Origin of the sequence: Bradyrhizobium sp. CCBAU 11361 (assembly GCF_028128935.1) — a bacterium.
Classification (GTDB): domain Bacteria; phylum Pseudomonadota; class Alphaproteobacteria; order Rhizobiales; family Xanthobacteraceae; genus Bradyrhizobium; species Bradyrhizobium niftali.
Map to the genome: position 1 here is coordinate 17,941 of NZ_LBJZ01000159.1, position 14,123 is coordinate 32,063.

At 64.2% G+C, this 14,123-nt stretch carries 13 protein-coding genes; 10 read left to right on the forward strand and 3 right to left on the reverse strand.

Features of this window, described 5'->3' with window-relative positions; all coding sequences use genetic code 11:
- Positions 1-161: 161 nt before the first annotated feature.
- The 4 genes from XI08_RS14905 (at position 162) to XI08_RS14920 (ending at position 3,754) form a co-directional block, all read left to right on the forward strand.
- Positions 162-641, forward strand: a complete 480-nt coding sequence (locus XI08_RS14905; RefSeq protein WP_271574956.1) for a GNAT family N-acetyltransferase — start codon at positions 162-164, stop codon at positions 639-641.
- Between the two features lie 172 nt (positions 642-813).
- On the forward strand, positions 814-2,055 hold the full coding sequence (locus tag XI08_RS14910) for an MFS transporter (protein WP_271574957.1): 1,242 nt from the start codon (positions 814-816) through the stop codon (positions 2,053-2,055).
- 133 nt (positions 2,056-2,188) lie between these two features.
- Positions 2,189-2,800: a PilZ domain-containing protein gene (locus tag XI08_RS14915; RefSeq protein ID WP_025575880.1), complete on the forward strand. Its 612-nt coding sequence runs from the start codon at positions 2,189-2,191 to the stop codon at positions 2,798-2,800.
- Between the two features lie 330 nt (positions 2,801-3,130).
- Positions 3,131-3,754 (forward strand): transglutaminase-like cysteine peptidase, encoded by a 624-nt coding sequence (locus tag XI08_RS14920; RefSeq protein WP_271574958.1) that lies wholly within the window; start codon positions 3,131-3,133, stop codon positions 3,752-3,754.
- 121 nt (positions 3,755-3,875) lie between these two features.
- On the opposite strand, the gene XI08_RS14925 is transcribed toward XI08_RS14920, so the two are convergent.
- Entirely contained in the window at positions 3,876-5,645 is a 1,770-nt protein-coding gene (locus tag XI08_RS14925) for a CYTH and CHAD domain-containing protein (protein WP_271574959.1), read from the reverse strand.
- Positions 5,646-6,093: 448 nt separating this feature from the next.
- Positions 6,094-7,398 carry a metal-dependent hydrolase family protein gene (locus XI08_RS14930; RefSeq protein ID WP_271574978.1) on the reverse strand — a complete coding sequence of 435 codons (1,305 nt, stop codon included), beginning with the start codon at positions 7,396-7,398 and terminating at the stop codon, positions 6,094-6,096.
- Positions 7,399-7,840: 442 nt separating this feature from the next.
- Here XI08_RS14930 and XI08_RS14935 point away from each other — a divergent pair, with 442 nt between their 5' ends.
- On the forward strand, positions 7,841-8,050 hold the full coding sequence (locus XI08_RS14935) for a hypothetical protein (RefSeq protein WP_271574979.1): 210 nt from the start codon (positions 7,841-7,843) through the stop codon (positions 8,048-8,050).
- Between the two features lie 18 nt (positions 8,051-8,068).
- On the opposite strand, the gene XI08_RS14940 is transcribed toward XI08_RS14935, so the two are convergent.
- Positions 8,069-8,776 carry a GntR family transcriptional regulator gene (locus XI08_RS14940; protein ID WP_271574960.1) on the reverse strand — a complete coding sequence of 236 codons (708 nt, stop codon included), beginning with the start codon at positions 8,774-8,776 and terminating at the stop codon, positions 8,069-8,071.
- Positions 8,777-9,046: 270 nt separating this feature from the next.
- Here XI08_RS14940 and XI08_RS14945 point away from each other — a divergent pair, with 270 nt between their 5' ends.
- From XI08_RS14945 to XI08_RS14965, 5 genes are read left to right on the forward strand one after another with little or no spacing between them, the layout of a single operon-like run.
- The gene (locus tag XI08_RS14945) at positions 9,047-10,033 is read left to right on the forward strand and encodes an ABC transporter ATP-binding protein (RefSeq protein ID WP_027547057.1); all 987 of its coding nucleotides are present in this window, start codon (positions 9,047-9,049) and stop codon (positions 10,031-10,033) included.
- Positions 10,034-10,078: 45 nt separating this feature from the next.
- Positions 10,079-11,368 (forward strand): ABC transporter substrate-binding protein, encoded by a 1,290-nt coding sequence (locus XI08_RS14950; protein ID WP_271574961.1) that lies wholly within the window; start codon positions 10,079-10,081, stop codon positions 11,366-11,368.
- A gap of 4 nt (positions 11,369-11,372) precedes the next feature.
- Complete coding sequence (locus XI08_RS14955) at positions 11,373-12,332, forward strand: ABC transporter permease (protein ID WP_025575682.1); 960 nt, start codon at positions 11,373-11,375, stop codon at positions 12,330-12,332.
- A 2-nt stretch (positions 12,333-12,334) separates the two neighbouring features.
- A complete protein-coding gene (locus XI08_RS14960) occupies positions 12,335-13,213 on the forward strand; it encodes an ABC transporter permease (protein ID WP_025575681.1) in 879 nt (292 codons plus the stop codon).
- A 20-nt stretch (positions 13,214-13,233) separates the two neighbouring features.
- On the forward strand, positions 13,234-13,965 hold the full coding sequence (locus tag XI08_RS14965; protein ID WP_271574980.1) for an aspartate/glutamate racemase family protein: 732 nt from the start codon (positions 13,234-13,236) through the stop codon (positions 13,963-13,965).
- The last annotated feature ends 158 nt before the right edge of the window (positions 13,966-14,123 follow it).

The following is a 14,123-nucleotide window of genomic DNA, read 5'->3' on the forward strand; positions in this document are numbered from 1 at the left end:
GTGTGTCCTCGCTGCCCGTCTGTTATGATTGATTGGTGCGGGCGTGGGGCGAAGCGTATGTGAGATGCGCGGTCGTGCCAAGCGCGAGTCTCGTAGCCCGCATGAGCAAAGCGATATGCGGGAGCAGCGGCCCCGGATATCGGGCTACGAGGACAACGCCGATGCTGCGTGACTATCAGCCAGTGGATGCGGAAGCGATCAGGCGCGTCGCGCTGGCGGCCTTCGCGCAATTCGAGCAGGACTTTTCCGACTGGCCGTTGTTTACCACCAATGTCGCGAAGATGCCGGAGCTTGCCAAGACCGGCGAGATCATCGTTGCCGAAGATAGCGGCCAGATCGTCGGCGCCGTGGCCTATGTCGGTCCGCAAGCCCCGAAGCCGGCGTTCTTCGATCCGGCCTGGCCGGTGATCCGCATGCTGGTGGTCGATCCCTCGGCGCGCGGCAAGGGCATCGGCCGGCAATTGACCGAAGAATGCCTGCGCCGCGCCGAGCGCGACCAGGCGGGCGTCATCGCACTCCACACAACGCCGATCATGACGGTCGCGCTGCCGATGTATCTGCGGATGGGATTTGCCAGGGTTCGTGAGGCGCCGGATATTCTGGGGGTGCCGTATGCGGTCTACGTGAAGTCGCTGGGGTAGGAGCAGGTTCGTAGCCCGCAACCTTGTAGCCCGCATGAGCGAAGCGACATGCGGGAAGACGCTTGCCCCGGATATCGCTTCGCTCATCCGGGCTACAGGACACACACCCAAGTGTCTTGAGCGCCCACCGACGAACGTGTAGGGACGACTCAAGTCCCACCCAGGTGCCCGCTTGAACCCCCTTCCCCAAAATCCCGTGGTCGCGTCCGGCTCGTTCGCGGCGATGAAGTCGGTGCCGTACCGGCTCCAGTTCACCGCCTACGTGCTGGCGATGATGGCGGACAATATCGAGCATGTGATCAGCTATTGGGTGGTGTTCCAGAAATTCCATTCGCCGACGCTGGGCGGATTTGCCGTGCTGTCGCACTGGCTGCCGTTCCTGCTGTTCTCGGTCGCGGTCGGCGGGCTCGCCGACCGGTTCGATCCGCGGCGGATCATCCAATGCGGCATGCTGCTGTTCATCGTGGCCTCGGCCGGATGGGGCTTCTTCTTCATCACCGATACGATCCAGATGTGGCACGCCATGCTGCTGCTGGTGATCCATGGCTGCGCCGGCGTGCTGTGGCAGACGCCGAACCAGTTGCTGCTCTACGACCTCGTCGGTCCCGCGGATCTTCCGAGCGCGGTGCGGCTGAATGCGATGGCGCGCTATCTCGGCATTCTGGTCGGACCTGCGGTCGGCGGCGTCATCATGCTCACCCTCGGCACCTCGCACGGCATCATCTTCAACACGCTGTTCTACCTGCCGATGCTGCTGTGGCTGTTCTGGGCGCCGGTGCGCGACAAGAGCATCGCCGTGCGGCGCTTCGCCGTGCGCGGACTTGCCGACATCGCGCTGACCATCCGTGCCATCGGCACGCAGCCGGTGCTGACCGCGATGACGTGGCTCGCCGGCCTCACCTCGTTCATGATCGGCAACGCCTATCACGCCCAGATGCCGGGCTTTGCCGGCGATCTCGGCCATGGCGACCCCGGCGTGTCCTACAGCGTGCTGCTCGCGGCCGACGCCGCCGGTGCGCTGCTCGCCGGCATTGCGCTGGAATCCTGGGGCCGGCTGAAGGGCACGCCGCGCACCGCGATCCTGCTGGCGATGCTGTGGAGCGCCTCACTGCTCGGCTTCGCGGCGGTGCGGGTCTATCCCGTCGCGATCGTGCTGCTGTTCTTTGCAGGCTTCTTCGAACTGTCGTTCAACACCATGGCGCAGGCCCTGGTGCAGCTGAACGCGCCGTCCGACATCCGCGGCCGCGTCGTCGGCCTTTATAATATGGCCGGGCTCGGGATGCGGGCCTTCAGCGGCATCACCGTCGGGCTATCAGGCGCGGCGATCGGCATTCACTGGTCGCTCGGGCTCTCGGCCGCGGTGCTGCTGGCGCTGCTGCTGTGGTTGTATCGGCAGGGAACAAGACCGGCCTGACCGTCCGCTGATGTGGCTCTTCGAGCGTATTGTGTCCGTCCGTGACCGGCGCGCCCGATCCTAACGCGGCATTAACCCTATGCACCTTAGGGTCGTGCCGGACTCCGCCCGGGCGGGGGGTCGGGTGTTGAAAATGGCGTTGGCGAACAAAAAACTTCTTCCGGCCGCCGAGGAACGACGGCGTTTCCAGCGGGTCAAGGTGCACCTGCTCGGCCGTTACATGCTGCCGGACCGCCGGGAATTCCCCTGCCAGGTGATCAACATGTCGCCGGGCGGATTGGCCCTGCTCGCCCCCGGCATCGGCAATGTCGGCGACCGCGTGGTCGCCTATCTCGACCATATCGGCCGCGTCGAGGGCAAGATCACCCGCATCATCGACAATGGCTTCGCCATGACGATCGGGGCGACGCCCAGGAAGCGCGACAAGCTCGCCGCCCAGCTCACCTGGCTCGCCAACCGCGACATCCTCAACCTGCCGGAGGACCGCCGCCACGATCGTATCGTGCCGCGCAACCCGATCGCGGTGCTGACGCTCGAGGACGGCACCAAGATGACCTGCCGCATCATCGACCTGTCGCTGTCGGGAGCGGCCATCGCCGCCGAGAACCGCCCGCCGCTGAAATCGATCGTCCTGCTCGGCCGGGTCCAGGGCCGCGTGGTCCGAAACCTCGAAGACGGCTTCGCGCTGGAGTTCATGCACGAGCAGCCGGTCGAGACACTCGAAGAGAGCGTTACCGCGCGGTAAAGCGAACGCGCGCCAAAACCACTGATTTTCCAGCCTCAAAGGCGGCCTCCGCGATGCGGACGCCGCATTTTTCGTGCGCGGTGACGGGTCCGCGCGGGTTAACGCGGGACCTGTTTGCGCCTCGGCGCAGCAGTTCCGCCAGCGTTTCCGCGTTAACTCCTAAAATTTGAATCAATTACAGTCATCTCGAATTTTATTCGAATTCGATTCAAGTATAGATCGAATTCGCCGCGCGTTTTACTTGTATTCGTCTCGACTTGACTTGACTGACTTAGCGGCAACTCAAAAGCTCCATGCGAAATGTGGTCCCAACAAGAAACGGGGGCCGCAATGTTTGATTTCAGGGGACAGGGGAAGAGGCTGGCGATCGCCGCCATGCTCTTCGGGATCAGCGCGACAGTGCAGGCCGGTGAGAACCGTCTGCTCTACGCAAGCCTCGGCGACACCACGCGCGCGCCGATCGGCTGGGTCGAGTTCTGTGCCGACAATGCCGCTCAGTGCCAGGGCGGACCGACGCAGCCGCGCGACATCGTGATGTCGCAGGCCGCATGGCGCGACCTCGTCAAGGTCAATCGCTGGGTCAACGAGACCGTCAAGCCTTTGACCGACCAGGAGCACTGGGGCGTGATCGAGAGATGGTCGCTGCCGTCGGACGGCTACGGCGACTGTGAAGACTACGTGCTGTTGAAGCGCAAGATGCTGATGGATGCCGGCTGGCCTCGCGAGGCCCTGCTCATCACGGTCGTGCGCGACAAGAAGGGCGAAGGGCACGCGGTGCTGACGGTGAAGACCGACAAGGGCGAGTTCGTTCTCGACAATCAGAACGAGAACGTCGTTGCCTGGACGGAGACCGGCTACCGCTTCGTCAAGCGCCAGTCGCAGAGCGATCCCAATGTCTGGGTCTCGCTCGGCGACACCAAGCCGGCGGTCTCCACCGCCAGCGCCAGGGACTAGCAGTCAGGAACAAACGAGTTACGCGGCCCGGTCACATCCCCACCCCTCCCCGTCCCAGACCGGTTCGCGCGCGGCCAGGCTTCCCCCAAAGCCTGGCCGCAACTTTATTGGGGATGCACGATCAGTCCTGCGAGGCCTGGCGAGACCACGGCACCCGCGCGGCGATGAAATCCCGCCACGCGCCCTGCAACGACGGCTGCACGCCGATCGATGCACGCGCCTGCCAGCCGGCGATCGCCGCCGCGGCGATGGCGCTGTCGGGCTCCGCATCAAGTCCATCGAGCAATGAGGCCGTGACCGCCATGTCGTTGAAGGCGCCGAGCTCCTCCTGCAGACCGGCGAGCCGGTGTGCAAATTTCCTCGCGGACTTGCGATCCGCAAACAGCGGCAGCAGGAACTCGCTGAGATAGCGCAGCCGCTTGGTCGCGAGCCGCACCCGATGCAGCTCGTCGATCGTGAGCGACTTGAACCGGCGGCCGCGCTTGAGCACCTTGGCATATTGCTCCGACAGGATGCGCTGCGCGAAGTTGACGGCGGGCTCGGCGAGCTGACCGAGGTCTTCGGCAGCAACGTCGTTGCGCCAGCCCCGCGTCTCGATCCAGTGACCGAGGCCGATCAGGAAAACCGCGCAGCGGCGATCGTCGAGCGCCTGATGCGCCTTGCGATAGGCGTCCGACTGGCACTTGGCCCCAGCCCGGCCCAAGGCATCGAAGCCGGCAACCGAAGCACAGGCTTTCGCGATCGTCGGCAAGGTCTCGAGCTGGAACACGTCCCAGTCTCGCGCGGCGGACAGGTCCTGCGTCAGCCATCTTGCTTCCGACCGCAGCGCGTCGAGATTGCTGAGTGCGCCGACCGATCGCATCAGGTCCAGCGCCGATCGCAGCCGGCGCAGCGAGACGCGCAGCTGATGGACGCCTTCCGGATTGCGCCCGTCCTCGGCCGCCGGCAGCGACTGAAGCAGGTGAAGGAAGCAGGAGCGCAGAATCGTCGCGAAGGCTTCGTCGAGCGTGACCGACGGATCGAGGCGAAGCTTGCGAGGCCTGCGTGCCGAGGGCGGCGCGCCCGCGGCAAGTTCGAAGCCGCGCGCCGACTTGGCACGAATGGACGGCTTCACCGCCCCCTGCTCCGCAAGCCGCAGCGCGACCTCGTAGATCGTGCTCGCGCTGCCGCTCTTGAGTTCCAGCTCGATCTCGCTCACGGGGATCGACCGGTCGCCGGCCGTCAGCACACCCTGGTCGAAGGCGATCTCGACCGTCCCGGACGGCAGATCGACGATCCTCGCATGCCGATGGACGTCGGCGGTGAAGACGGCTTCGAGCGGCTGTGCTTCGAGGTGGGAGCGAAGCTTCTCCGGAATGAACGGCATCGCCAGGGCGACATCCGGCGCCAGCGACGGAACGCTCGCCTCCCATTCGCCACGGCGCAGCGGATCGTCCGCCGTGTCGGTCTTCACGGTCTGCACGAAGCGCGCGCCGCTCCGGCGTACGCGCAAGCTCAGGCCGCTGCGCCGGAGCGCACGCTCGGCCGTGTCGTAATAGACGGATTTGAGATGTTTTCGCGAACCCTTGTTACGCGCGTTGGCCACGATGACCGGGGCGGCGTTGAAATGCGCCATGCGATCGGCATCGACGAGAAGCTTGAGTTCGATCTCCCCGGCGGGACGCTCGGCAGCGCTCGACTCAGCTGTTTCCTGTGCAGGCGGCGGAGTTTGAGATGGCGTCTGATCAATCACAGCGCCCTCGACGATAGTTGGTTCCGCGCCGGGCTCGCTCGGTTCACGTTGCCTGAGGAAGCCGGAGACGACTTGTGGTCTCTTGTTGTCCTTCGGGACAGGATTCCCATCCGGCGCGCCCGGAGTCCTGCGAGCCGCTGTTGCGTCTGACTTTAGCATTTAGGGTGACATGACAGTTTGATGACAGTGCGACAGCATATAGCCGGTGTGGCCCGCGAGGAATAGTAACGTTACGTCGTCGCGCCTAATCGTCCACACGACGCGTCGAATGCAAAATCCAGCAGGCGCTGTCACAATCCGGCGTGATGTCATGAATTAGATTGCTGCCGAGCGCGGCAAGTGATCGAATTGACAAGCGAATCTTGCCGTTCTCGAAACCGAGATGAACGCGTCAGCGAGCTTGCCTCATGCTAGCCGAGAAATTCTTTCTGGTCCTGGAGACGCTTAGAAGTCACGCCGCCGATGACAGGCCCGAGTTTGTGACAAGCCCGGCGCGATCTCCCGCGGTGCAGGAGACCGCAACCGGTTCGCTGCGCAAGAAGTCGGTTCCCGATCATCGGGACTAGAAGCGCTCCAATGTCGAAGGTCGCGCCTGCACATGCGCGCATCAGTGCGCAAGACTGTTCTTGTAGACTTTGCCGCCCTTCATGATCACAACGAAATTCTTCGCGGGATCTTCGATGAGAGCGATGTTGTCGAGCGGATTGCCGTCGACGAGCAGGAGATCGGCCAGCGCGCCCTCCTCCACCACGCCGAGCTTGCCGGGATAGGGATTGCGCAGGCCCGACAGGCTGAGCAATTCCGCGTTGGTCGACGTCGCCATGGCCAGCGCTTCGGCCGGTGTGTACCATCGGGTCAGCGCGACCAGCATCGATCCCTGCTTGTCCGCCAGCGCCTTCGAGAACAGGACATCGGTCCCGAACGCCGTCTTGATGTGGTACTTTTTCGCCAGCGCGTAGACGCGGTCGGTGCCGGTGACCACCTGCCGCATCTTGTCCTGCTCTGCCGGCCCGAGCCCGGACGCCATGGACATATCCAGGAACGGCTGGGTGCTGAGCCAGATGCCCTTCTCCGCGATCAGCTTCGCGCTCGCCTCGTCCATGAGATGACCGTGCTCGATGCATCTCACGCCGGCTGCGACCGAGCGCTGGATCGCGACCGGTGTATAGGCGTGCGTGACGACATAGGTGCCCCAATTGTCGGCGGCTTCGACCGCCGCACGCAGCTCGGGCTCGGTGAAGGTGGAGACGTCGAGCGGACTGAAGGGCGACGCCACGCCGCCGCCCGCCGTGAGCTTGACCTGCGAGGCGCCCTGCATGAGCTGCTCGCGCGCGCGCACGCGCACCTCGTCGGGACTGTCGGCGACCATGCTGCCGCCGACCAGCTCCATGCGGCTGAGCATGCCTCCGATGGTTCGCGGCAGATCGGAGAGCTGCCGGAAGTCGCCATGACCGCTGGTGATGGTGATGATGGCACCGGAGGGATAGATGCGCGGACCGGCGACGAGGTCCTCGTCGATCGCCCGCTTGAGGCCGAAACTGGGCCCGCCCATGTCACGCACCGTGGTGAATCCGCGCATCAGCGTCGCGGTCGCCTCGCTCGCGGCCAGCAGATTGTTGTAGCCGACGTCGCCGAGGGCCGCGGCCGGCGTCGGACGCACCAGCATCGCGTGCCAATGCGCGTCGATCAGCCCCGGCATCAGCACCCGGCCGCCGCCGTCGATTGCTTGGGCGTCGGCCGTGATGTTCACGGTCGATATCTTCTCGATCTTCGAGTTCCTGACGAGAACATTGGACGCGGCGGAGAGCGCGCCGCTCTTTCCGTCGAAGATCCGGACGTTGCGGAACAGGATTGAGGAGTCCTGCTGGGCCGGCGCTTGCGACGAGAGACAGAGGCTCGTTCCAACCGACATGAGCAGTGCGGCGACTCTGAAGAGTCCGGCCGGCGTGGTCAAATCCCACATGTCCAATCTCCACGCAGATACGCGGCCGCGCAAGTTCTGGCCGCAAGTCGCCGGGGCGAACATCAGCCAGCCGCGGTGTGCGATGTTACCCGCGGATTGATGCCTGCAAACCGCATTGAGTCAATTTGCAAACCACAGTGAGATTTTGCAAATCAGCCATACGACGCGATCAGCAACGTGCCCGGTGTCAGATAATGGGTAAGCGCGACTGCCGCACATGCGTCGAACTCAAATCAAAACGCGAATATCCGGCTTGGCGCGTGATCAACGACAGATTGCAACGTCTTCGCTCAGGAGTACGATCCTGCGCGATCTACGCGACTGCAGGCACTTGGCAGCGCGGATTTTTGGCAGAGGGGATTTTGCAGCATCTCAAATGACGAGGCGTAACATGGTGGCGCAAACGAGTGACGGAAACGTCCTGCTGGTCAAGAAACTCGGCGGACTCTTCGCAATCATACTTGGATGCCTGCTGACGGCCGTCGGCGTGACGTTCGAATCCAGCGGCACGACTTTTGTCGGCGTGCTGTTGCTGGTCCTTGGAGCCGGCCTGCTCGTGCTGAAGATCGTCAGACGAAACCAGGCGCCTCCGCTGACCTAGCCGGCGGCCGCGGTTCGCCTATGCGCCCAGCACATCCGCGAGCCGCGTCTCGTCGGCGGCGGGATCCTTCAGGAACAGCTCGGCTTCGATCTCGTTCAGATGCGACAGCATCTGCGCGCGGGCGGCTTGCTTGTCGCGCTTGCGGATCGCGGTGACGATCTCGGCGTGGTGGTCGGTGCCGCAGGCCGGGGTGTCGTGGCGGCGATAGAGCAGGATGATGAGCGAGGAGCGCGCGATCAGTTCCTTGAGGAAGCCGAGATAGATGCTGTGGCCACTCATCTCGGCGACGAGCTTGTGAAATTCGCCGGAGAGCCGGACCGAGGCGCGCGCGTCGCCACGCAGCTCCGCCTCGCGCTCTTCAGTGAGATGTTGGCCGAGGCGGTCGAGCCAGGCCGCTGACACCGCTTCACACGCGTGGTCGACGATGGTGGGCTCGATCAGTCGGCGCGCCTCGAACACTTCGCGGGCATCGGCGGGCGTCGGCCGCGCGACGAAGGCGCCGCGGTTTTTCTCGATGTTGACGATGCCCTCATGCGCGAGCTGCTGGAGCGCGGTGCGGACCAGCGTGCGGCTCGCGCCGTAGATCTCGCCGATCTCGTCCTCGCCGAGCTTCGTGCCCGGCAGCAGACGATGCTCGAGGATCGCCGCGGTCACACCCTCCCTGATACGGCTGACGCGATCGCTCGCGTCTGGCGCATCGGATTTCTGGCGGGTCTTGGCGGCCATCAGTTCGAGGGGGTTGGGTTTGAGGGCTCGATCGGCGACGTTTGGCTTTCAATGTTAGTCGACCAGCTGTATCCAATCACAGGCGAAACTTTATACAATCCGAGCACATTTTGTGTGCATATTACTGCCCACCCGGCGAGCCGCGCCGCTGCGCCGGATTCGATCTAACGACCTGACTCCATTGCACAGTTTTGGAATTCGGCACTCTCCGGGCGGTTGGCACGGACCTTGCGGAGAAAGCCGGAGCATCGCCCTCCCAGCGGACACGCCATGGCCACTCCTGCCGCTCTCGAACTGGTCGCCGTCACCAAGCGCTACGACACGACGTTGGCGGTCGACGACGTCAACCTCAAGATCCCGGCAGGCACCTATTGCTGCCTGCTCGGCCCCTCCGGCTGCGGCAAGACCTCGACCCTGCGCATGATCGCAGGCCATGAGGCGGTCAGCGAGGGCGACATCATTTTGGGCGCGCAGAACGTCACCGACCTCGAGCCCGCCAAGCGCGGCACCGCGATGATGTTCCAGTCCTACGCGCTGTTTCCGCATTTGACCGTGCTCGACAACGTGGCCTTCGCCCTGAAAATGCGCGGGATCGACCGGGCGACGCGGCACAAGCGCGCCGGCGAACTGCTCGAGCTGGTGGCCATGACCCCCTATGCGGCGCGGCTGCCGGCGCAGCTCTCCGGCGGCCAGCAGCAGCGCGTCGCGCTCGCCCGCGCCTTGATCACCGAGCCGCAGATCCTGCTGCTCGACGAGCCGCTCTCCGCGCTCGATCCGTTCCTGCGGGTGAGGATGCGGGGCGAGCTGAAGCGGCTGCAGCGCGAGCTCGGCATCAGCTTCATCCAGGTCACCCACGGCCAGGAAGAGGCGATGGCGCTCGCCGACCACATCGTGGTGATGAACCACGGCAAGATCGAGCAGCAGGGCACCGCCCGCGACATCTTCCACCATCCCCGCACCGAATTCGTGGCGCGCTTCATCGGCGGCCACAACGTCCTCAGCGACGCCGGCAAACTCATCGCCGTGCGCGCCGATCAGCTCGGCATCGTGCCGTTCGCCGATGGCGCGTACGGCGCGCCAGCGCTGCTGACCCAGACCGAGTACCAGGGCTCCTACATCGCCGTCTCGCTCACGCTCGACGACGGCACCGCCCTGTTCTCGCACCTCCCCGAGGCCGCCTTCGACGTTCACCCATTCCGACCGGGCGATCGCGTGCTGGCCACCTGGGATCCCGCCAAGGCGCAGCGCCTGCAATAGCGCCGTCATCCAGAGAATGCGCAACACAGAAGAGGAGTGAGCGATATGACCGAGACGACCAAGAAGACCGGCGTCAGCCGCCGTACGCTATTGAAGAGCACCGCGGGTCTCGCCGGCCTTGCCGCCGGCTCCGGCGCCATCACCGGCTTTCCTTATGTGAAGTCGGCCGAGACCAAGGTGCTGCGCTATCTCGGCACCGCCGTGAACGAGGGCGACGACATCTCCAAGCAGTGCCTCAAGGACACCGGCATCAAGATCGAATACATCACCGCGACCACCGACGACGTCACCAAGCGCGTGATGACCCAGCCGAACTCCTTCGACGTGCTGGACACCGAATATTTCTCGCTGAAGAAGCTGGTGCCGTCGGGCAACATCCTTGCCCTCGACGCCAGGAAGATCAAGGAATTCGACAACATCACGCCCGTCTTCACCAAGGGCGAGACGCCCGGCGGCAAGAAGATCGGCAACCAGGGCACCGCGCCCTGGAAGGTGCTCTATCTCGAAGGCAAGGACTCCAAGAAGTTTGCGACGTCGGCGACCGAGTTCGTGACGCTGATCCCGACCGTCTACAACGCCGACACGCTCGGCATCCGTCCCGACCTGATCAAGCGGCCGATCAGCTCGTGGTCCGAGCTGCTCAATCCCGAGTTCAAGGGCAAGGCCTCGATCCTCAACATCCCCTCGATCGGCATCATGGATGCCGCCATGGTCGTGGAAGCCACCGGCAAGTACAAATATGCCGACAAGGGCAACATGACCAAGGAAGAGATCGATCTCACCATGAAGGTGATGACCGAGGCCAAGAAGGCCGGCCAGTTCCGCGCGTTCTGGAAGGACTTCAACGAGAGCGTCAATCTGATGGCTTCAGGTGAGACCGTGATCCAGTCGATGTGGTCGCCGGCGGTGACGAAGGTGCGCTCGATGGGCATCCCCTGCACCTTCCAGCCGCTCAAGGAAGGCTACCGCTCCTGGGCCTCCGGCTTCTGCGTCTCCAAGGGCGTGTCGGGTGCCAAGCTCGAATGGGCCTACGAGTTCGTCAACTGGTTCCTGTCCGGCTATGCCGGCGCCTATCTCAACCGCCAGGGCTACTACTCGGCCGTGCTCTCCACCGCGAAGGCTCATATGGAGCCCTACGAGTGGGCCTACTGGATGGAAGGCAAGGCGGCCGAGAAGGACATCAAGGCGCCCGACGGCTCGCTGCTGGAGAAGGCCGGCGCGGTGCGCGACGGCGGCTCCTACGAGGACCGCATGGGCGGCGTCGCCTGCTGGAACGCGGTGATGGACGAGAACGACTACATGGTCCGCAAGTGGAACGAGTTCATCGCGGCGTAATTTGATGGACACGTCGGAGGACATCCTGCAACAGGCACCCCCGGGATTGATCCCGGGGTCGGGCACAGCGCGCGCCGCGAAAGTGACGCGCCTGTCGCCGTCCTTCATCTCCTGGCTCCAGGCCGGGCCGATGATGCTGGTGTTTCTCGCCTTCTTCCTGATCCCGCTGGTGTTCGTCGTCATCGTCTCGTTCTGGGACTACAACGAATACCAGCTGCTGCCGGCGTTCTCCGGCCGCGGCTATACCGACACGTTCGAAGGCTGCATCGCGCAGCTCCCGGATCTCTGCACGATCGGCAAGACCTATCTGATGACCCTGAAGCTGTGCTTCCTGGTCTGGGCCCTCACGCTCTTCATCGGCTTCTGGGTCGCCTACTTCCTCGCCTTCCACATCAAGTCCAAGACCTGGCAGATGGGATTGTCGCTGCTCTGCACGATCCCGTTCTGGACCTCCAACGTGATCCGCATGATCGCGTGGATTCCGCTGCTCGGCCGCAACGGCCTGGTCAATTCCGGCCTCGTCAAGACAGGGCTGATCAACCATCCGCTGGAATGGCTGTTGTTCTCCGAATTCTCCGTCGTGCTGGCGCTGGTGCACCTCTTCACCTTCTTCATGGTGGTGCCGATCTTCAATTCGATGGTGCGCATCGACAAGTCGCTGATCGAGGCCGCCTATGACGCCGGCGCCACCGGCTTCCAGACGCTCGTGAACGTCATCATTCCGCTCGCCAAGCCCGGCATCGTGATCGGCTCGATCTTCGTCATCACCATCGTGATGGGCGATTTCATCACCATCGGCGTGATGGGCGGCCAGCAGATTGCGGCGGCCGGCAAGATCATCGAGACGCGGGTGAACGCGCTGCAGTTCCCCGCAGCAGCGGCCAACGCCGTGATCCTGCTCGCGATCACCTTCCTGATCATCACCATGATGTCGCGCATCGTCGACATCAAGAAGGAGCTCTGAGCATGAAGGAAGGACGCCCGCGCTCTTTCTACGTGCTCGCGATCTTCTTCGCAGCCTATGTGCTGTTTCTCTACGGTCCGATGATCGCGATCTACGTGCTGTCGTTCCAGGGGCCGCAGGGCGGCCTCACCTTCCCGATGAACGGCGTGTCCACCTTCTGGATTGCAAAACTGTTCCAGGGCACCGGCATCGTCGATCTCGGCGCGGCCTTCCGCCGCTCGCTGCTGCTCGGCGTGATCGTCATGATTGTCACCGTCGTGCTGTCGGTCGCCGCCGGCATGGCCTTCCGCCGCAAGTTCAAGGCGCAAAGCATCCTGTTCTACTCGGCGATCGCGAGCCTCATCGTTCCCTCGATCATCACTTCGCTCGGCATCTCGCTTGAATTCCGCATCATCGACGATCTGATCAAGGCACACTGGAACGAGAATTTCGAGACCTCGATGGGCCTGCTCACCTCGGGCCTCGGCGCGCATCTGACCTGGACGCTGCCGTTCGGGCTTCTGATCATGTTCGCGATCTTCAACCGCTTCGATCCCAGGCTCGAGGAAGCCGCGCGCGATCTCGGTGCGACGCCATGGCAGACGTTCCGTCATGTCGTGCTGCCGATCATCCTGCCCTCCGTGATCGGCATCGGGCTGTTCGGCTTCACGCTGTCCTGGGACGAGCTCGCGCGCTCCAGCCAGGCGATCGGGGCGGTGAATACGTTGCCGCTCGATCTCCAGGGCCTCACCACCACCGTGACGAACCCCGACATCTACGCGCTCGGCACCGTGATCTCCGCCGTCTCGTTCACGGTGATCACGCTTGCGCTCGGCACCATCCACGTGCTGAACAAGCGGCAGGCGGCCAAGGGCTCGGACGCCGGCAAAGGGCTTGTCTGAGAAGGGGCTTGTCTGATCTGATGCGACTTCACGTCGTCAATCCCAACACCACCGCGTCGATGACGGCGAAGATCGCCGCTGCGGCGCGCAGCGTCGCCCTGCCCGGCACCGAGATCGACGCGCGCCAGCCGACGATGGGCCCGGTCTCGATCGAGGGCTTTTACGACGAGGCCTTCGCCGTCCCCGGCATGCTCGGCTGCATCCGCGAGGCCGACCGCGACGGCGCGGACGCCCACATCATCGCCTGCTTCGACGACACCGGCCTCGACGCGGCACGCGCGGCGGCGAAAGCGCCGGTGATCGGCATTGGCGAAGCCGGCTTCCACATGGCGAGCCTGATCGCGGCGCGCTTTGCCGTGGTGACGACGCTCGGTGTCTCCATCGTGCCGATCGAGCATAACCTGACGAAGTACGGCCTCGCCGGTCGCTGCGCCCGCGTCCGTGCCGCCGAGGTCCCGGTGCTCGCGCTCGAAGAGCGCAACGCCGATGCGCTCGCAAGGATCTCCGCGGAGATCACGGCCGCGATCCGAAACGACCGCGCGGAGGCCATCGTGCTCGGCTGCGCCGGCATGGCCGATCTCGCCGCCGAGCTCGCCGCCACGCACGGTCTGCCCGTGGTCGACGGCGTCGCCGCCGCCGTGACACTGGCGGAATCGCTGGTGCGACTCGGCCTGAAGACGTCCCGGCTGGGGCCCTACGCTGCGCCACGGTCGAAGACCTATTCCGGGCCGTTTTCGCCGTTTCAGCCCTGATCGCTGCTTCCGGCGCGGCGTTTGGAGGCCTTAAGGCCAGAAGATTGCTGGTTTTTCGCCTTCAGCCTCTTTTTGGTCCCATTTGTTGCCGAACTGTTGCGTTTTCGGGACATCCCGGCGGCCCCTGGGTTGCCGGTCTTCGCCACTCACCAAGTTTC